At 55.1% G+C, this 15,660-nt stretch carries 12 protein-coding genes and 1 pseudogene; 6 read left to right on the forward strand and 7 right to left on the reverse strand.

All coding sequences use genetic code 11. From position 1 onward, the window contains the following. The 3 genes from SK62_RS02645 to zupT all read right to left on the reverse strand — a co-directional run bounded on the left by SK62_RS02645 (position 1) and on the right by zupT (position 4,121). The gene (locus SK62_RS02645) at positions 1 to 2,445 is read right to left on the reverse strand and encodes a fimbria/pilus outer membrane usher protein (RefSeq protein WP_039269741.1); all 2,445 of its coding nucleotides are present in this window, start codon (positions 2,443 to 2,445) and stop codon (positions 1 to 3) included. A gap of 76 nt (positions 2,446 to 2,521) precedes the next feature. After that, positions 2,522 to 3,082 carry a fimbrial protein gene (locus SK62_RS02650; protein WP_047719094.1) on the reverse strand — a complete coding sequence of 187 codons (561 nt, stop codon included), beginning with the start codon at positions 3,080 to 3,082 and terminating at the stop codon, positions 2,522 to 2,524. A gap of 265 nt (positions 3,083 to 3,347) precedes the next feature. Next, positions 3,348 to 4,121, reverse strand: a complete 774-nt coding sequence (gene zupT / locus SK62_RS02655; RefSeq protein WP_032655057.1) for a zinc transporter ZupT — start codon at positions 4,119 to 4,121, stop codon at positions 3,348 to 3,350. Positions 4,122 to 4,251: 130 nt separating this feature from the next. On the opposite strand from zupT, the gene ygiD reads away from it, so the two are divergent. Next, on the forward strand, positions 4,252 to 5,040 hold the full coding sequence (gene ygiD, locus SK62_RS02660; protein ID WP_017692656.1) for a 4,5-DOPA-extradiol-dioxygenase: 789 nt from the start codon (positions 4,252 to 4,254) through the stop codon (positions 5,038 to 5,040). Positions 5,041 to 5,122: 82 nt separating this feature from the next. Here ygiD and SK62_RS02665 read toward each other — a convergent pair whose 3' ends face one another. The 3 genes from SK62_RS02665 to tolC all read right to left on the reverse strand — a co-directional run bounded on the left by SK62_RS02665 (position 5,123) and on the right by tolC (position 8,624). Beyond that, positions 5,123 to 6,283: a glutathionylspermidine synthase family protein gene (locus SK62_RS02665; protein ID WP_045333624.1), complete on the reverse strand. Its 1,161-nt coding sequence runs from the start codon at positions 6,281 to 6,283 to the stop codon at positions 5,123 to 5,125. 2 nt (positions 6,284 to 6,285) lie between these two features. Beyond that, positions 6,286 to 6,951, reverse strand: coding sequence for a DUF1190 family protein (locus SK62_RS02670; RefSeq protein ID WP_047719093.1), 666 nt, complete (start codon positions 6,949 to 6,951; stop codon positions 6,286 to 6,288). 194 nt (positions 6,952 to 7,145) lie between these two features. Further along, on the reverse strand, positions 7,146 to 8,624 hold the full coding sequence (gene tolC, locus SK62_RS02675) for an outer membrane channel protein TolC (protein ID WP_017384041.1): 1,479 nt from the start codon (positions 8,622 to 8,624) through the stop codon (positions 7,146 to 7,148). Between the two features lie 203 nt (positions 8,625 to 8,827). Here tolC and nudF point away from each other — a divergent pair, with 203 nt between their 5' ends. From nudF to parE, 5 genes and pseudogenes are all read left to right on the forward strand, one after another. Further along, positions 8,828 to 9,460, forward strand: coding sequence for an ADP-ribose diphosphatase (nudF, locus tag SK62_RS02680; RefSeq protein ID WP_017384042.1), 633 nt, complete (start codon positions 8,828 to 8,830; stop codon positions 9,458 to 9,460). Beyond that, positions 9,457 to 9,879: a DUF1249 family protein gene (locus SK62_RS02685; protein WP_003862516.1), complete on the forward strand. Its 423-nt coding sequence runs from the start codon at positions 9,457 to 9,459 to the stop codon at positions 9,877 to 9,879. The genes nudF and SK62_RS02685 overlap by 4 nt, the downstream gene beginning before the upstream one ends. 27 nt (positions 9,880 to 9,906) lie before the next feature. Beyond that, the gene (gene cpdA / locus SK62_RS02690; protein ID WP_017384043.1) at positions 9,907 to 10,734 is read left to right on the forward strand and encodes a 3',5'-cyclic-AMP phosphodiesterase; all 828 of its coding nucleotides are present in this window, start codon (positions 9,907 to 9,909) and stop codon (positions 10,732 to 10,734) included. Further along, positions 10,734 to 11,316 (forward strand): annotated as a pseudogene (gene yqiA / locus SK62_RS02695) (esterase YqiA). Before cpdA ends, yqiA begins: the two are co-directional and overlap by 1 nt. 28 nt (positions 11,317 to 11,344) lie before the next feature. Further along, entirely contained in the window at positions 11,345 to 13,237 is a 1,893-nt protein-coding gene (gene parE, locus SK62_RS02700) for a DNA topoisomerase IV subunit B (protein WP_017384044.1), read from the forward strand. An 85-nt stretch (positions 13,238 to 13,322) separates the two neighbouring features. Here parE and SK62_RS02705 read toward each other — a convergent pair whose 3' ends face one another. Beyond that, positions 13,323 to 15,452, reverse strand: a complete 2,130-nt coding sequence (locus SK62_RS02705) for a TonB-dependent siderophore receptor (RefSeq protein WP_015571887.1) — start codon at positions 15,450 to 15,452, stop codon at positions 13,323 to 13,325. Positions 15,453 to 15,660: the final 208 nt, after the last annotated feature.

Raw genomic sequence — 15,660 nt, forward strand, 5'->3', positions numbered from 1 at the left:
TTACTGACACGGCAGTATCAACTGCATACTGTTTTCTAAGTGAGAAGGTAACGAGAAGCGACACTGTTGGTTGTCGCCCCATGTCACGCGAAACTGCTGTTCTGGCTCAACGGCGCCCAGCCAGACGTGGCCTTCATCGGCCACCATCCCAACCTGCAAATCGCTTTCTTCCAGGCGAACAATCGCCCCGAGCGGTGGCGTTCCTGATGACATCCGCAGAACGCCTGCCACGTCCTGACCTGCACGCGTGGCAATCTGACGAAAACCAATGGCCCCCTCAGTCCAGGTTGAGGTCACGACGCGGCTGTCCACGTCCACGCCATCCGGAAGGTTGTTCATATTGACCTGCACGCTGGAGGGGGAATAGCTGGAAAATGACGGTAAAACGCCGATGCCAAAACGGTTGGTTTCATCTCGCGACATATTCAGCGGGATATTGCCTACCCCGTCGGTGCTGACCATTACGCGGGGTTCATTACCGTAGCTGCGCCGGTGCAGCGCGGCGCCTTTCGCTGTTGAGGTGAAGGAACCGCTCCAGCTTGCGCTGAGGGAGTTATATTCGTCAGCTTTATAACTGCCGGAGAGATTGAGATCGCCGTACGCAGAATAATGCTGATAATTCCCGCTGACCTGCGCGCCGGAGTCTGGCTTCCCGCTCTCCGCGCCCGCGGAAACGCCCCAGGTGTTATTGCGATCCGACGTGTCATACCACGACACGTTATGGCTCAGCGTATCGCGGTTACGCAGGTCATAGTTAAGGCGATGATCGGGATCGAGCGGTACGCTGAGCGAGAGATAGAACTGAGTATCGTCACTTTCGTCTTTCTCATCGTAATGCGTTTTACTCCAGGACAGGGTTACGCCAAGGTTCTTCCAGCGGCCCATATCAAAGTTGTAGCCCGCCGTGATACTGCCGGTCGTGGAGGGTGAATCATTCCACCATGTCTGACGCAGCATATTGACGTACAGGTTCAGGGATAACGCCGAAATGTACTGGCTTGCCGTCACGCTCAGGGTTTGTTTTTCCGACTGGCGGTCACCGTCGTCATAATCAAGGTAGCGGGCGTAGCTCAAAAACTGTGGATCTGAGTAGCGGTAGCTGGCGAGCGTAAGCTGACTGCCGGTGGTATCGAAACGCTTGCTGTAGTTAATGCGATAGCTGTATCCCGTCTGGCTGCGCTGGTGTGGCAGCTGGCTGGTGGCCTGCGTGACGTCAAAAGAGAGCGCCCCCAGCCAGGCCATATTCTGGCCGATCCCGGCAGCGAGGGAACGATAGCGGTCGCCATCGGCCAGCGTACCGCCATACAGGGAGGTGTGCGACAGCATGCCCCAGGAAAATTCGCCGCTCATGAAGGCGTTATCTTCAACGTCATGGGAGGCGCCCTGGCGCGCTTTACCCGCCGCGAGCTTGTAGCGCACCTGACCCTTGCGCGTTAAAAATGGTACGGATTCGGCCGAGACCTGGAAGGTGCTGACGCGTCCATCCTCTTCCGTGACTTTGACGTCCAGCGTGCCCTGAACCGACTGGTTAAGATCCTGAATAACAAAAGGGCCTGGCGGCACTTTACTCTGGTAAATCACGCGATCGGCAAGGCTTACGGTTACCGTGGCGTTGGTTTGCGCTATCCCGGTAATCTGCGGGGCATAGCCGCGCAGCGACCATGGCAGCATACGTTCATCGCTGATTAGCGATGCGCCGGTGTAGGTAAAGGCGTCAAAAATTGCGGACTGGAAATCCGTTTCACCCAACGTCAGTTTCGCACCGATCGAGGGCAGAGGGCGGAACATATACACGCGTGAAAAACGTCCATTATGCTCCGAGCCTGCGTCAGTATGGCTTTGCGTGTACTGGTAATCGCTGCGTAGCCGCCACGCGCCCATGTTCGCACCGGCGGTGCCATAGGTATTGGCGTTGTCATTGTTGCTGCCGCTATTGGGCTGATAATGGCTGGCAAAAAGATTGTAATCCAGCAGTACGCCCGGCACGCCGATGTCCCAGGTGGATGGCGGCATCCAGTCAACCGCACGGTATTGCAGCCACGCCTGGGGGATGGTCACTTTCAGGGTCTGGCTGCCTTGCTCAAAAGTAAATCGGATGTCGGGTCTGGCGGAGAAATCAACGCATCCCTCTTTCTCAGGCAAAGCGTGGCGAACGTCATCCTGCAACGCAAAGGTATCGACCAGCTCGGGGGGAATACAGACCTGAACGGCGTTATTTATTTCTCGCCAGCGAAGCTGCCAGCCATTTGCCAGCGGAATATCATTGACGGCAACCGTAACGAAATAGCTTCCCGGCGTAACCGATATTTGATCTTTAAACAGTGATAAATCGACGCTGCCGCGCTGATCTTTATCGATGGCGTTTATATTAAACTCGGTGGCAGAGGCAACTTTCGTCATTAACAGGGACGCAATGATGATTATCCATTGTAATTTGTATGTCATCATCCTGTTACTCGAGTAAATAGAGAGTGCCGACCGGTATGAATTACCAGTCGGCTGGTGCCGTGACGTAACAGAATTATTTGTACATCAGGACGTAGTTAGCCGTGGCTTCAACCTGGCCTGCCGTCGCAGTTTTACCTGTAGGGACTTCCATAACCGCTTTGAAATGCAGCGTCTGGGTGGTTGAACCCGCCAGCAACTCAACCTCGTTGGCCTCTCCCAGCGTGATAGCAGACTCCGCGTTATCCAGCAGACGCACCCCCACGTTCTGCGCACCGCTTGCATAGGTGTTGCTCATCAGGCTGGTATTCGCCGCGTCTGTCGCTGCGCTGGTAAAGGTCACATCCACTTTGGTAATTGGCGTGTCGGTCTCGTCTGCCGGATCGTCAAGCTGGCAGTTTTCCAGATTGATATCGACCGGTACCGGGGTAGATTTTTTGTTGGCGTTGATAACAGCCGTGGTCACTTCACCCAGATCGACTTCTTTATCAACGCTGTCTGGTGCGATACTGCACGGTGCGTCAATAACAATACCTTTGAATTTGATTTTTCCTGAGCCTTGATCATCTGCAAAAGCAGCACCCGATACAATGACTGCCATAGCCGTCGCTAACAGTAGTTTTTTACCCATATACATGAAAATATCCTTTTTCAGAGTGATTCATAATGTGAATATTAATTTCAGAATACTCGCGAAGTATACAAATTGGGGTGGGGAGACGCGATTAACATGACTTAAATATATTTTTAGATGGTTTTAATTAATATTTGCAGGCTATCTTAAGAGGCGTGGTTTTCGGAATTTTAACAGGTCTATATTTTTCAGGTTATTATAGGTGAAATATATAGGATTGTTTTTTTGAATAATATATAGCCTCCGTATAAAACGGAGGCATAAATTCTTAGCCAATACCGGCCGTTTGCAGCAGTACCAGACTCATCCCCATCACTGACATTCCACACAGTACGCCGTAGCTGGGGTTATTGTTGGGATCGATCTCTTTCGCCAGCGGCATCAGCTCATCGACAGAGAGCGCGACCATAATCCCGGCCACGGCAGCCATAATTGCAGCCATCACAATCGGGGAGACGAGACTACCGAGGATCAGCCACGCCAACACGCCGCCGAGAATTTCAGCCATCCCGGAGATACCCGCCCAAAAGACCGCCGTACGTTTTGAGCTCGTGGCGGCATAAACGGGCCCGGCAACGGCAAGTCCTTCAGGAATATTGTGCAAAGCCACGGCCAGCGCCACACCAAAACCCATTTCCAGGTTGCTGCTGGCCGTGACATAGGTGGCGATACCTTCCGGAAAGTTATGCAGGCTGATACCCAGCGTCAGCAGAATGGCCGTGCGTTTGATATTGCCCGGGATGGGGGTAACGCTTTTTTGCATTAAATCCTGCGGGTGCGCGTGAGGAAGAATACGGTCGAGCGCAAAATAACCCAGCAGTCCAATGATAAACATGCCATAGCCCAGAACAGGCGACATACCTTCGGTGTGAAGCGCGGCGGGCAGCATCTCCATCAGCGAGATAAGCAGCATGATCCCGGCGGCGAAACCCAGCGAGAAGGCCAGAAGGCGATTAGAGGGTTTTTGCCCGAGTACCCCGAGGAACGCACCGATAAAGGTTGCGGCGCCCGCGAGTAAGGTCAAAATCAACGGTACTGACATGCATTCTCCTTAAGCGATATCTGACATTCAAATTTCCTGATGATGATCTTCACGGTTATCTGCGTTCATCTTCACCTGAATGCGCGTAATGTAGGCCCATCACATTGACACCTTCTCTAAGGATATCACCATGTCTTCTTCTCGTATGCCAGCACTGTTTTTAGGCCATGGCAGCCCAATGAACGTCCTGGAAGATAATGTCTATACCCGTGCCTGGCGTCAACTGGGTGAGACGTTACCGCGTCCGAAGGCAATTGTGGTGGTCTCTGCGCACTGGTTTACCCGGGGTACCGGTGTGACGGCTATGGAAGCGCCAAAAACGATTCATGATTTTGGCGGCTTTCCGCAGGCGCTGTATGACACGCATTATCCTGCTCCGGGCTCCCCCGAGCTGGCGCAGCGGCTCGTTGATCTGCTCGCCCCTGTTCCGGTTGCGCTGGACAAAGAAGCCTGGGGCTTTGACCACGGCTCATGGGGGGTGTTGATCAAAATGTATCCGGATGCCGATATCCCGATGGTGCAACTGAGTATCGACAGCACCAAACCGGCTGCCTGGCACATGGAGATGGGGCGTAAGCTGGCTTCGCTTCGTGATGAGGGCATCATGCTGATTGCCAGTGGCAACGTGGTACACAATCTGCGTACGGTACGCTGGCACGGTGAAAATACGCCGTACCCCTGGGCAACAGCCTTTAATGACTATGTAAAAGACAACCTGACCTGGCAAGGGCCGGCCGAACGACACCCTTTGGTGAACTATCTGGATCATGACGGCGGTTCGCTCTCTAACCCGACGCCGGAACACTTCTTGCCATTGCTGTATGTATTAGGCGCGTGGGATGGTCAGGAGGTTATTACAATCCCGGTCGACGGTATTGAGATGGGGAGCTTGAGTATGCTGTCGGTGCAGGTGGGGTAAAAACATATCGGGTGGCGGCTTTGCCTTACCCGACCTACATATTGAGCGTAGGCCCGGTAAGCGTAGCGCCACCGGGCAAGTCTTACTCGACGAAAATATGCGGGTAGAAACGCGACAGATCCTGCGTAATCAGCGCGCGATCTTCGCGAATGCCAATCCCGGCAGGCTGATCGTTAATAAGCCAGCTGCCGATCAACGTATAGCTGTCGCCAAACTTCGGCAGTTGATAAAACGCCTGGACGATCATCCCTTCTTCACCGTACGGCCCTTCAACCGCTTCCAGCGTTTTACCGTTTTCGATAATCGAGACGTTTGCCCCTTCTCGGGAGAAGATTGGCTTAACGACGTATTTCTCCATCGGTGGGAAATCATCTTCAGCAAAGTAAGTAGGCAGCAGGTTCGGGTGATTCGGGAACATCTCCCACAGCATCGGCAGCAGGGCTTTATTGGAGATAATGCTCTTCCAGGCCGGTTCCAGCCAGCGCACGCCGGCGTCTTCCAGTTTGGTAGAGAACATTTCCCGCAGCATGTATTCCCACGGATAGAGCTTGAACAGGTTGCTGATGACCTGATCCTGCATGTCCGTAAACTGACCTTTTTCACCTAAACCGATATCTTCGATATAGAGGAATTCCGTCGCCACTTCCGCTTCGGCTGCGCAGTCCTGCAAATACTGAACCGTACCGCGATCTTCTTCGGTATCGCGGCAGCAGGCGAGGTGCAACAGGTTGAAACCGTGCTGTTCACGCAGTTCGACGAAACGCTCAATCAACTTTTCCTGAAGGCTGTTGAACTGGTCGCTGCCTTCGGGCAAGTTTCCGGCATTCGCCTGATCTTCCAGCCAGATCCACTGGAAGAACGCGGCTTCGTACAGAGAGGTTGGTGTATCCGCGTTGTTTTCTAAAAGCTTCGGTTCACCCACGCCATCCCATGCCAGATCGAGGCGAGAATAGAGCGAAGGCTGGTTCGTTTTCCAGGACTGACGAACAAAACTCCAGGTGTGCTTCGGAATGCGGAATTTGGTCATCAGCTCATCGCTGTCGATGACTTTTTCTACTACCTTCAGGCACATCTGGTGCAGCTCTGCGGTTACCTCTTCAAGCTTTTCGACCTGAGCGAGCGTGAGCTTATAGTAAGCATCTTCACACCAGTACGGCTCGCCGTACATGGTGTGAAAGTTGAAACCGTATTCGGTGGCTTTTTCGCGCCAGTCCGGGCGCTCAACAATACTGACTCGTTCCATGATCACCCGCCCATTGAGCGAGTTGAGGAGCCGGTCGCACTACGCTGCATGGTGGTTTGTTTGGCAACAGACTCACCAAAGCCGCCACGGGTAATGGTGCTGGTGGTGGCTGGTTTCGGCGCCATTGCGGTTTTCGGTACGGTCATCGTACGGCCTGGCGTTGCAGCACCGTAACCCTTGCCGGAGGCATCGGTGTATTTACCGTAGGCCGGGCTGTTCGGGTTTTTGGAGCTAAACAGCGGCTGCTGCTGGTAGCCCGCACCGCCGCTCATCAAACGGCCCATCATATAACCCGCCATCAGCGGCATCCAGAAGCTGCCGCTGGACTGTGCCTGCGCCTGGTTTTCCGGTGCCATACCCGCCTGAGCAGGTGCCTGCTGGCACTGGCCTTCACCGAATTCGGCTACACAGTCTTCGCGAGAGGCATATTTCGGCGCGGTACGTTCCGCTTCTTTGAGGGCGTTGTTATAGGCCGTCGTACACTCAGCGGCTTTACCGGTTGCGCTCGCGCAGTCGTCGGCGTTTTGATACAGCGAAACCGTTTCGTCGTTTTGCTCACAGCCTGCCAGCATAAAGACGGCGGTGACCGCCAGCGCGACAGGTGTCAGGTGGCGTGCGTTCCAGCTTTTGCGGAACGACGCGTGATTCATCGTTTTTGTCCGTTTCATATTTGTCTTCCAGGACCCAGTGGTAATAACGCTCAGGATAGAGGATGAGTGGTTGAAAATGAAGCGAAGAGGGGCGAAATGCGGGGGATCTTTACGTTGGCTTACGTTCAGGTGTGATTTTGCGCCGGGTGGCGCTGTGCTTACCCGGCCTACGATTAAGTAGGCCCGATAAGCTCAGCGCCATCGGGCAAGGCCTAATGACGGAACGGATTCGTACCGCTGCTGGCAGGTGCGGTGCTACGCGCTGCCGCTGGCTGCGCAAGCGGGGCGCTGCTGTTAGGGGTGAAATTATCAACGGCGGCATCCTGCTGTGGATTTTCCGGCGCGACGCTGTCAGGCGACGTAGGGACCGGTTTGCCCAGCGTGCTGTTCAGCATTTGCAGATCCTGCTCGTTCAGCGTACCCAGCGCCTGCTTGATGTTCAGCTGGTTAATCAGATACTGATAACGTGCGCTGGAGAGCTGCTGTTTCGCGTTATACAGCGTGGTCGTTGCGTCTAACACGTCCACGATGGTACGCGTACCTACGGAGTAACCCGCTTCGTTCGCATCCAGTGAGCTCTGGGCAGAGACGACGGCCTGTTTATAGGCGTTGATGCTGCTGATAGAGGCATTTACGTTGTTGTAGGAAGAACGCACGGTCTGCACCACGTTGCGGTGTGCGCTTTCCAGCTGCTCGCTGGCACCCACAAAGTTGTACTGCGCCTGTTTAACCTGAGAGTTAACCATCCCGCCCTGGTACAGCGGCAGAGAGAAGCTGAGACCCACTTTGTTCTGGCCAACGTTGCTGTCGTCATAGGCCTGAGAGGTCGTTTTAGACCCGCTGTAGCTGGTGTCCGATACGCCGGTAGAGGCGCTCAGGCTCAGAGTTGGCAGGTGACCATCCTGTGCAAGACGGATCTGTTCGCGCGCCAGATCCTGGCTCAGGCGTGCCTGCAACAAGGTCAGGTTGCGGTTTTCCGCTTCTTTCAGCAGGGCGTTAACCGCCTGCGGTTTGTCCGTTTTGAAACTGTCCACGTTCAGAGAGGCCAGCTCAGGATAGTAGTTACCGGTGACCTGACGCAGTGCTTCCAGGGCGTTGTCGAGGTTGTTACGTGCGGTCACTTCGTTAGCCAGTACGGTATCGTACTGTGAACGGGCGTTCTGCACGTCAGTAATGGCGACCAGGCCCACGTTAAAACGCTGGGTGGTTTGATCTAACTGACGGTAAACCGCCTGTTTCTGCGCTTCGGTGTAGGAGAGGGCGTCAATCGCGCTCAGAACCTGGAAATAGGCGGTCGCGGTATTCAGGATCAGCGTCTGCTGATCGGTCTGATAGGTGACATCCTGAATGCCGGCGCTCTTTTCCTGCAAGCTCAGTTCCCGCCATTTGGACATGTCGAACAGGGTTTGTGTAAGCTGTAAAGAGGCGCTGGTGGCATTCGAATCGATGCCATTGTTATCGCGAAAACCGTTAGTGTAGGTATAATCTGCACCTAAGCCTAACTGCGGCAGCAGTGGACTACGTGCTTCGTTAATCTTTTCAAACGCAGCATCACGATCGGCCGCTGATTTACGTAAATCAGGGTTGCCCAGACGTGCCTGCTGGTAGACCTGTAACAGGTTTTCTGCCTGGCTCATTGCACTGAAGCCCGTCAGGCTCAGGCCGATAAGGATGGGGAGCAATTTCTTCATTTGCATTCCTTGTTGTGAAGCAGTATTAGCGCTGATCTAATTAAAAATAATTGCCGATTCTAACAGAATCATCCACACCAAAAGGTTGGCGTAACGTGCCATCTGGCGGTAATTTGCTCCAATCTACCATATAGCCATACAAACGGCAGCCAAACAGCCTTGAAATTCACAATTTCATCACCATTGCTACCAGGACTCGACCGATGCAAAAACCAGAAAACGTGCCTGTCACCTTCGCCAAAAACGATGTAGAAATTATTGCACGAGAAACGCTTTATAGCGGTTTTTTTTCAATGGAACTTTACCGTTTCAGGCATCGTCTGTTTAACGGTGAGATGAGCGGTGAAATCAAACGCGAAATTTTTGAGCGCGGGCATGCGGCTGTGTTGCTACCCTATGACCCTGTGCGTGATGAAGTGGTGCTGGTCGAACAGGTGCGTATTGCGGCTTATGATACCAGCGATACGCCATGGTTGCTGGAGATGGTGGCAGGGATGATCGAAGAAGGTGAGTCGGTCGAAGACGTCGCTCGCCGTGAGGCGCTGGAAGAGGCGGGCCTGGCGATCGGCCGGACGAAACCGGTGTTGAGCTACCTGGCAAGCCCGGGTGGGACAACGGAACGTTCATCTATTATGGTGGGCGAAGTGGACGCCAAGACAGCGGAAGGGATCCACGGTCTGGCAGATGAAAACGAAGATATTCGGGTTCATGTGGTGAGTCGGGAGCAGGCTTACCAGTGGGTAGAAGAGGGGAAAATCGACAACGCAGCGTCTGTCATCGCCCTGCAATGGCTACAGCTGCATTATCAGACATTACGACACGAGTGGAAAAAATGAAGCGTTATACACCTGACTTCCCAGAAATGATGCGCCTGTGCGAAACCAATTTCGCCCAGCTGCGCCGCCTGCTGCCGCGAAACGACGCGCCCGGCGAAACGGTGAGCTATCAGGTGAGCAACGCGCAGTATCGGTTAACGATAACAGAATCAACGCGCTACACTACGCTGGTGGAGATTGAGCAAACGGCGCCGAGCATCAGCTACTGGAGCCTGCCGTCGATGACGGTACGTCTTTATCATGACGCGATGGTCGCTGAAGTGTGTTCAAGCCAGCAGATCTTTCGCTTTAAAGCGCGGTATGATTACCCGAATAAAAAGTTGCATCAACGCGACGAAAAGCATCAAATTAACCAGTTTTTAGCCGACTGGCTAAGATATTGTTTAGCACATGGAGCAATGGCGATTCCGGTTTGTTAGCGTCATAAACCTACCTAAGGACACCATTTGGAAAGCCTGTTGAACCTGACTGTTGCTGGTGGGGCGCCAGTCAGGATATTACAAATCACCGACACCCACCTTTTTGCCGAAAAGCATGAGACGCTTCTGGGCGTGAACACCTGGGAGAGTTATCAGGCGGTTCTTGACGCGATCCATGCTGAAAAGCGGCCATGCGATCTGATCGTCGCGACGGGCGATCTGGCGCAGGATCAATCCTCCGCAGCCTATCAGCATTTTGCTGAAGGGATTGCGAGCTTTAGCGTGCCTTGCGTCTGGCTACCGGGCAATCACGATTTTCAACCCGCTATGTACAGTTCGCTTCAGGATGCGGGGATTTCACCGGCAAAATGTGTCTTTGCGGGGGACCAGTGGCAAATTCTGCTCCTCGACAGTCAGGTGTTTGGCGTTCCGCACGGTGAGTTGAGCGACTATCAGCTTGACTGGCTGGAGACAAAACTGGCCGCCGAACCGAATCGCAATACGCTGCTGTTGCTGCATCATCACCCGCTGCCGGCGGGCTGTAGCTGGCTCGATCAGCACAGCTTACGCAACTCTGCGGCGCTGGACGGCGTACTGGCGAAATTTCCGCGCGTGAAAAATTTGCTGTGCGGGCACATTCACCAGGAACAGGATCTCGACTGGAATGGTCGCCGCCTGCTCGCGACGCCCTCTACCTGCGTGCAGTTTAAGCCGCACTGCGCCAACTTTACGCTGGATACCATCGCACCGGGCTGGCGCTGGCTGGAACTGCATGCCGATGGCTCGCTGACCACCGAAGTTTGCCGTCTGACCGGGGCTCAATTCCGCCCGGATACCGCTTCGGAAGGCTATTGATGTCGACGCTTCTCTATCTGCATGGGTTTAACAGCTCACCACGATCGGCGAAAGCGACGCAGCTTCGCCAGTGGCTGAGCGCGAATCATCCCCACGTGGAGATGATTATTCCGCAGTTGCCCCCCTTATCCGGCGGATGCGGCAGAGATGCTGGAATCGATCGTGCTTGAACACGGCGGCGAATCGTTTGGCGTTGTCGGGTCGTCGCTCGGCGGCTACTACGCCACCTGGCTGTCGCAGTGCTTTATGTTACCCGCTGTCGTCGTCAACCCGGCGGTCCGGCCATTTGAGCTGTTAAGGGACTTTCTTGGCGAAAACGAGAACCCCTACACCGGCCAACAATATGTGCTAGAGTCACGCCATATTTACGATCTCAAAGTTATGCAGGTCGACCCGCTTGAAGCGCCCGATCTTATCTGGCTGCTGCAACAGACGGGAGATGAAGTGCTGGATTACCGCCAGGCAGTGGCGTATTACGCATCCTGCCGCCAGACTGTAGAAGAGGGCGGTAACCATGCTTTCACGGGCTTTGAAGATCATTTCACCCAGATTGTCGATTTTCTTGGACTGCACAGCCACTGACAATCAATGCGAATTGCTAGCTTAAATCATGACGCAAACCTATAACGCTGATGCCATTGAGGTACTCACCGGGCTTGAGCCGGTTCGCCGCCGCCCGGGGATGTACACCGATACGACGCGCCCAAACCACCTGGGCCAGGAAGTAATTGATAACAGTGTGGACGAAGCGCTGGCAGGCCATGCCAGACGCGTGGACGTTATCCTGCACGCCGATCAGTCGCTGGAAGTTATCGACGACGGCCGCGGCATGCCGGTAGATATCCACCCGGAAGAGGGTGTTCCAGCCGTTGAGCTGATCCTCTGTCGTCTGCACGCGGGCGGTAAGTTCTCCAACAAAAACTACCAGTTCTCCGGCGGCTTGCACGGCGTGGGGATCTCCGTGGTTAACGCCCTGTCAAAGCGCGTGGAAGTGAACGTTCGTCGCGATGGCCAGGTGTATAACATCGCGTTTGAAAACGGCGAAAAAGTGCAGGATTTGCAGGTCGTCGGGACGTGCGGTAAACGCAACACCGGCACCAGCGTCCATTTCTGGCCTGACGAAAGCTTCTTCGACAGCCCACGCTTTTCCGTTTCTCGCCTGACGCACCTGCTGAAAGCCAAAGCGGTGCTGTGCCCGGGCGTGGAAATCACCTTTAAAGATCACGTAAACAACACCGAACAGAGCTGGCGCTACGAAAAGGGTCTGAACGACTACCTGTGCGAAGCGGTTAACGGCCTGCCGACCCTGCCGGAAAAACCGTTCGTCGGGAATTTCGAAGGTGACACCGAAGCGGTGGACTGGGCGCTGCTGTGGCTGCCGGAAGGCGGTGAGCTGCTGACGGAAAGCTACGTCAACCTGATCCCAACGCTGCTCGGCGGGACGCACGTCAACGGCCTGCGTCAGGGGCTGCTGGATGCGATGCGCGAGTTCTGCGAATACCGCAACATTCTGCCGCGCGGCGTGAAGCTTTCCGCAGAAGATATCTGGGACCGCTGCGCCTACGTGCTCTCCGTGAAGATGCAGGATCCGCAGTTTGCCGGTCAGACTAAAGAGCGCCTGTCGTCACGCCAGTGTGCGGCGTTCGTCTCAGGCGTGGTGAAAGATGCGTTTACCCTGTGGCTGAACCAGAACGTTCAGGCCGCAGAAATGCTGGCTGAAATGGCCATCTCCAGCGCCCAGCGTCGCCTGCGCGCGGCGAAGAAAGTGGTGCGTAAAAAGCTGACCAGCGGCCCCGCGCTGCCGGGCAAGCTGGCGGACTGTACCGCCCAGGATCTCAACCGCACCGAGCTGTTCCTGGTGGAAGGGGACTCGGCAGGCGGATCGGCCAAGCAGGCGCGCGATCGTGAATATCAGGCGATCATGCCGCTCAAGGGTAAGATCCTCAACACCTGGGAGGTCTCGTCTGATGAAGTGCTGGCCTCGCAGGAAGTACACGACATCTCCGTGGCGATCGGCATCGATCCGGACAGCGACGATCTGAGCCAGCTGCGCTACGGCAAGATCTGTATCCTCGCGGATGCGGACTCCGATGGTCTGCACATCGCCACGCTGCTCTGTGCGCTGTTCGTGAAGCACTTCCGCACGCTGGTGAAAAACGGTCACGTCCACGTGGCGCTGCCGCCGCTGTACCGTATCGACCTTGGCAAAGAAGTCTACTATGCGCTGACGGAAGAAGAGAAAGCGGGCGTGCTGGAGCAGCTCAAACGCAAGAAGGGCAAACCGAACGTTCAGCGCTTTAAAGGGCTGGGCGAGATGAACCCGATGCAGCTGCGTGAAACCACGCTGGATCCGAACACCCGCCGTCTGGTGCAGCTGACCATCAGCGATGAAGACGAACAGCAAACCAACGCCGTGATGGACATGCTGCTGGCCAAGAAACGTTCTGAAGACCGACGTAACTGGCTACAGGAGAAAGGCGATATGGCGGATATAGAGGCCTGATGTCCCCTCACCCTAACCCTCTCCCACAGGGAGAGGGTTAGGATCGTAGGCCCGGTAAGCGTTAGCGCCACCGGGCTTTTTTACGTCAAAACTCCATCTTCACCGTAAACTGCACTTCACGCGGGTCGCCAATCTGGTTGCCCAGGTTGTTGGTCGCAATCGACGACGTGTAGTAGGTCTTATCGAACAGATTCTTCACGTTCACCTGTAGCGTCACCGGATATTGCAGCTTCATTTTGTACGCCGCAAATGCATCCGCCACGAAATAGCCCGGCAGATAATAATCCGCACCGTTAGTCGCTGAGCGGCGGCTTACGCCGTGCCCGCCGCCGCCAATTGTCAGCGTATTCCCGGCAAACGCATTGTGAATATCGTACGTCAGGAACAGGGAGCCGGTATGGCGCGGTACGTTCGGCAGCGGTTTGCCCGCGTAGTCCGGGTCTTCCAGCACCTTCGCATCGGTATAGCCGTAGCTGGCGATAATGTTGGTGTTCTCGGTCAGCGATCCGGCGAGATCCACTTCGACACCCTGCGAGCGCACGCGGCCCGCGGTTTTGGCGACGGTTTCATCACCGACGCTTTCGGTGTACAGCACGTTGCGCTTGTGGATATCAAACAGCGCGATGTTGGCGGTAATGCCGTCGAACAGGTCGAATTTAGCGCCTATTTCATACGCGTTCGACGTTTCCGGCGGCAGGTCGCCGATGTAGCTCGCAATGGACGACTGCGGCATAAACGTCTGGGAATAGTTGGCAAACAGGGAGACTGCCGGCGTGAGCTTGTATACCAGGCCCAGCTTCGGCGTCCACTGGTCGTCGCGGCTGTCGGTGTTGACGTTAAACGGACGGCCTTTGCCCGCGTACTGGGTGTAATACTGGTAGCGCAGTCCGGCAACGGCGATCCATTTATCGGTCAGGTACAGCGCGTCCTGCGCGTAGGCGGAGTAGCTCTCCTGCTTGATGGTTTGATCGCTGTCGGCTGCCGAGACGGTGGTGCACTTGCCGAGGCTGCCGTAGCTCGGGTTGTAAATATTGAAATCCTTAACGTTCTTACAACGGATCATGTCCGTGCGCAGCAGATCGTAATTCTCATACGACACGCCGGTCAGGATCTCATTGTAAAAGCCCGCGATGTCCACGTTCCCCTGCAAATCTGCCCGCGTTGTGTGCATACGCTGGGTCGAACCCTGGGTCGCATCCACGCGGCGGGTCAGGTTGCCGGTTTTTGAATCGTAGGCCATCACGCGAGCCTGGTTATCGCTGTACTTATCCTGGCTGTAGCTGTAGTCGAACTTCGCGGTCCACTGGCTGTTGAGCCGATACTCCGCGTTAAGCTGAGCGAGGTCGGACTGACCGTCGGTCACGTTAAATGGCTCATCAAAGCGGGTTTTGCGATCGACGTCGACGGCCTTTTTGGTGTTGAGATCGAAGATCGTTCCGCGATCGAACGGCGTTTTATAGTCGCGATGCGAATAGAGCACGGTCACGGTGGCATCATCGCCGAACCAGGTCAAAGACGGGGCGATAAAGGTGCTGCGTTCGGTGCCGAAATTACGCCAGTAATCCTCGTCCTGATACTCCCCCGTCAGGCGATAGGCCAGACGCGTACCTTCAATTGGACCGGTGACGTCAAACTGTCCGCTACCGCCGCCAAAGCTGGTTGATGTGGCAGAAATCGAGCCGCCGAAGGTTTTCTCCGGGCGTTTGGTCACCACGTTAATCAGGCCGCCGGGGTCGAGAATACCGTAAAGGGTCGAGGCCGGGCCTTTTAGCACCTCCACGCGCTCGGTTGCGGCATTGAAGCTGCGCGGCAGCACGGTGCGCAGGCCGTTGGTCATGATCGAGCCATCGCGGTTTGCGCCGAAGCCACGGCGCACGAAGGCATCCTGCGTGCCGCCCAGGGTGTTGGTCTGCACCACGTTGCTGACGTTATACAGCGCCTCGTCTAGCGTGGTCGCGTTTTGGTCTTCCAGCACTTTATCGCTGACGGTATTGACCACCTGCGGGATGTCCAGCATCGGCATGTTGGTCAGCGTGGCGGTGGAGGTGTTCAGGGGCTGATAGCCGCTGGTGGCGTCGGTGGAAGCGTAAGGATCGGCAGTGACGGTAAGCGTCTCACCGTCTTTTGCTGCTGCGTGCACCAGAGGCGCCATGAACAGGAGTGAAAAGAGCGCGCGCCCTTTTACCCCGGCGAATGAAGGTGTGAACTTAGCCATTACATCTGTTTTCCCAAAATATCCTGCGATGAAATGCTCGCGGAAGAATGTGTGAGTCATTGCCCTTACGGTCTGTCCGTTAGCCTCTACGGCATCGGACTTGTAATTGAGAATCATTCAAGCATGAGGGCATGTAGTAGTAAATGGAATAAATAAAAATTTCGCTACAGAGGTTTTTCTCTGGCTAACACGCTTCGATTTCTTGTTT

Origin of the sequence: Enterobacter sp. BIDMC109, assembly GCF_001037885.1 — a bacterium.
In the GTDB taxonomy this organism is placed as follows: Bacteria; Pseudomonadota; Gammaproteobacteria; order Enterobacterales; family Enterobacteriaceae; genus Enterobacter; species Enterobacter hormaechei_C.

Coding starts and splice junctions, on each gene's coding strand:
- SK62_RS02685 (WP_003862516.1), top strand. CDS start 9,457: ATGAAGCGTTATACACCTGACTTCCCAGAAATGATGCGCCTGTGCGAA.
- SK62_RS02645 (WP_039269741.1), bottom strand. CDS start 2,445: ATGACATACAAATTACAATGGATAATCATCATTGCGTCCCTGTTAATG.
- SK62_RS02670 (WP_047719093.1), bottom strand. CDS start 6,951: ATGAAACGGACAAAAACGATGAATCACGCGTCGTTCCGCAAAAGCTGG.
- tolC (WP_017384041.1), bottom strand. CDS start 8,624: ATGAAGAAATTGCTCCCCATCCTTATCGGCCTGAGCCTGACGGGCTTC.
- nudF (WP_017384042.1), top strand. CDS start 8,828: ATGCAAAAACCAGAAAACGTGCCTGTCACCTTCGCCAAAAACGATGTA.
- SK62_RS02665 (WP_045333624.1), bottom strand. CDS start 6,283: ATGGAACGAGTCAGTATTGTTGAGCGCCCGGACTGGCGCGAAAAAGCC.
- ygiD (WP_017692656.1), top strand. CDS start 4,252: ATGTCTTCTTCTCGTATGCCAGCACTGTTTTTAGGCCATGGCAGCCCA.
- zupT (WP_032655057.1), bottom strand. CDS start 4,121: ATGTCAGTACCGTTGATTTTGACCTTACTCGCGGGCGCCGCAACCTTT.
- parE (WP_017384044.1), top strand. CDS start 11,345: ATGACGCAAACCTATAACGCTGATGCCATTGAGGTACTCACCGGGCTT.
- SK62_RS02705 (WP_015571887.1), bottom strand. CDS start 15,452: ATGGCTAAGTTCACACCTTCATTCGCCGGGGTAAAAGGGCGCGCGCTC.
- SK62_RS02650 (WP_047719094.1), bottom strand. CDS start 3,082: ATGTATATGGGTAAAAAACTACTGTTAGCGACGGCTATGGCAGTCATT.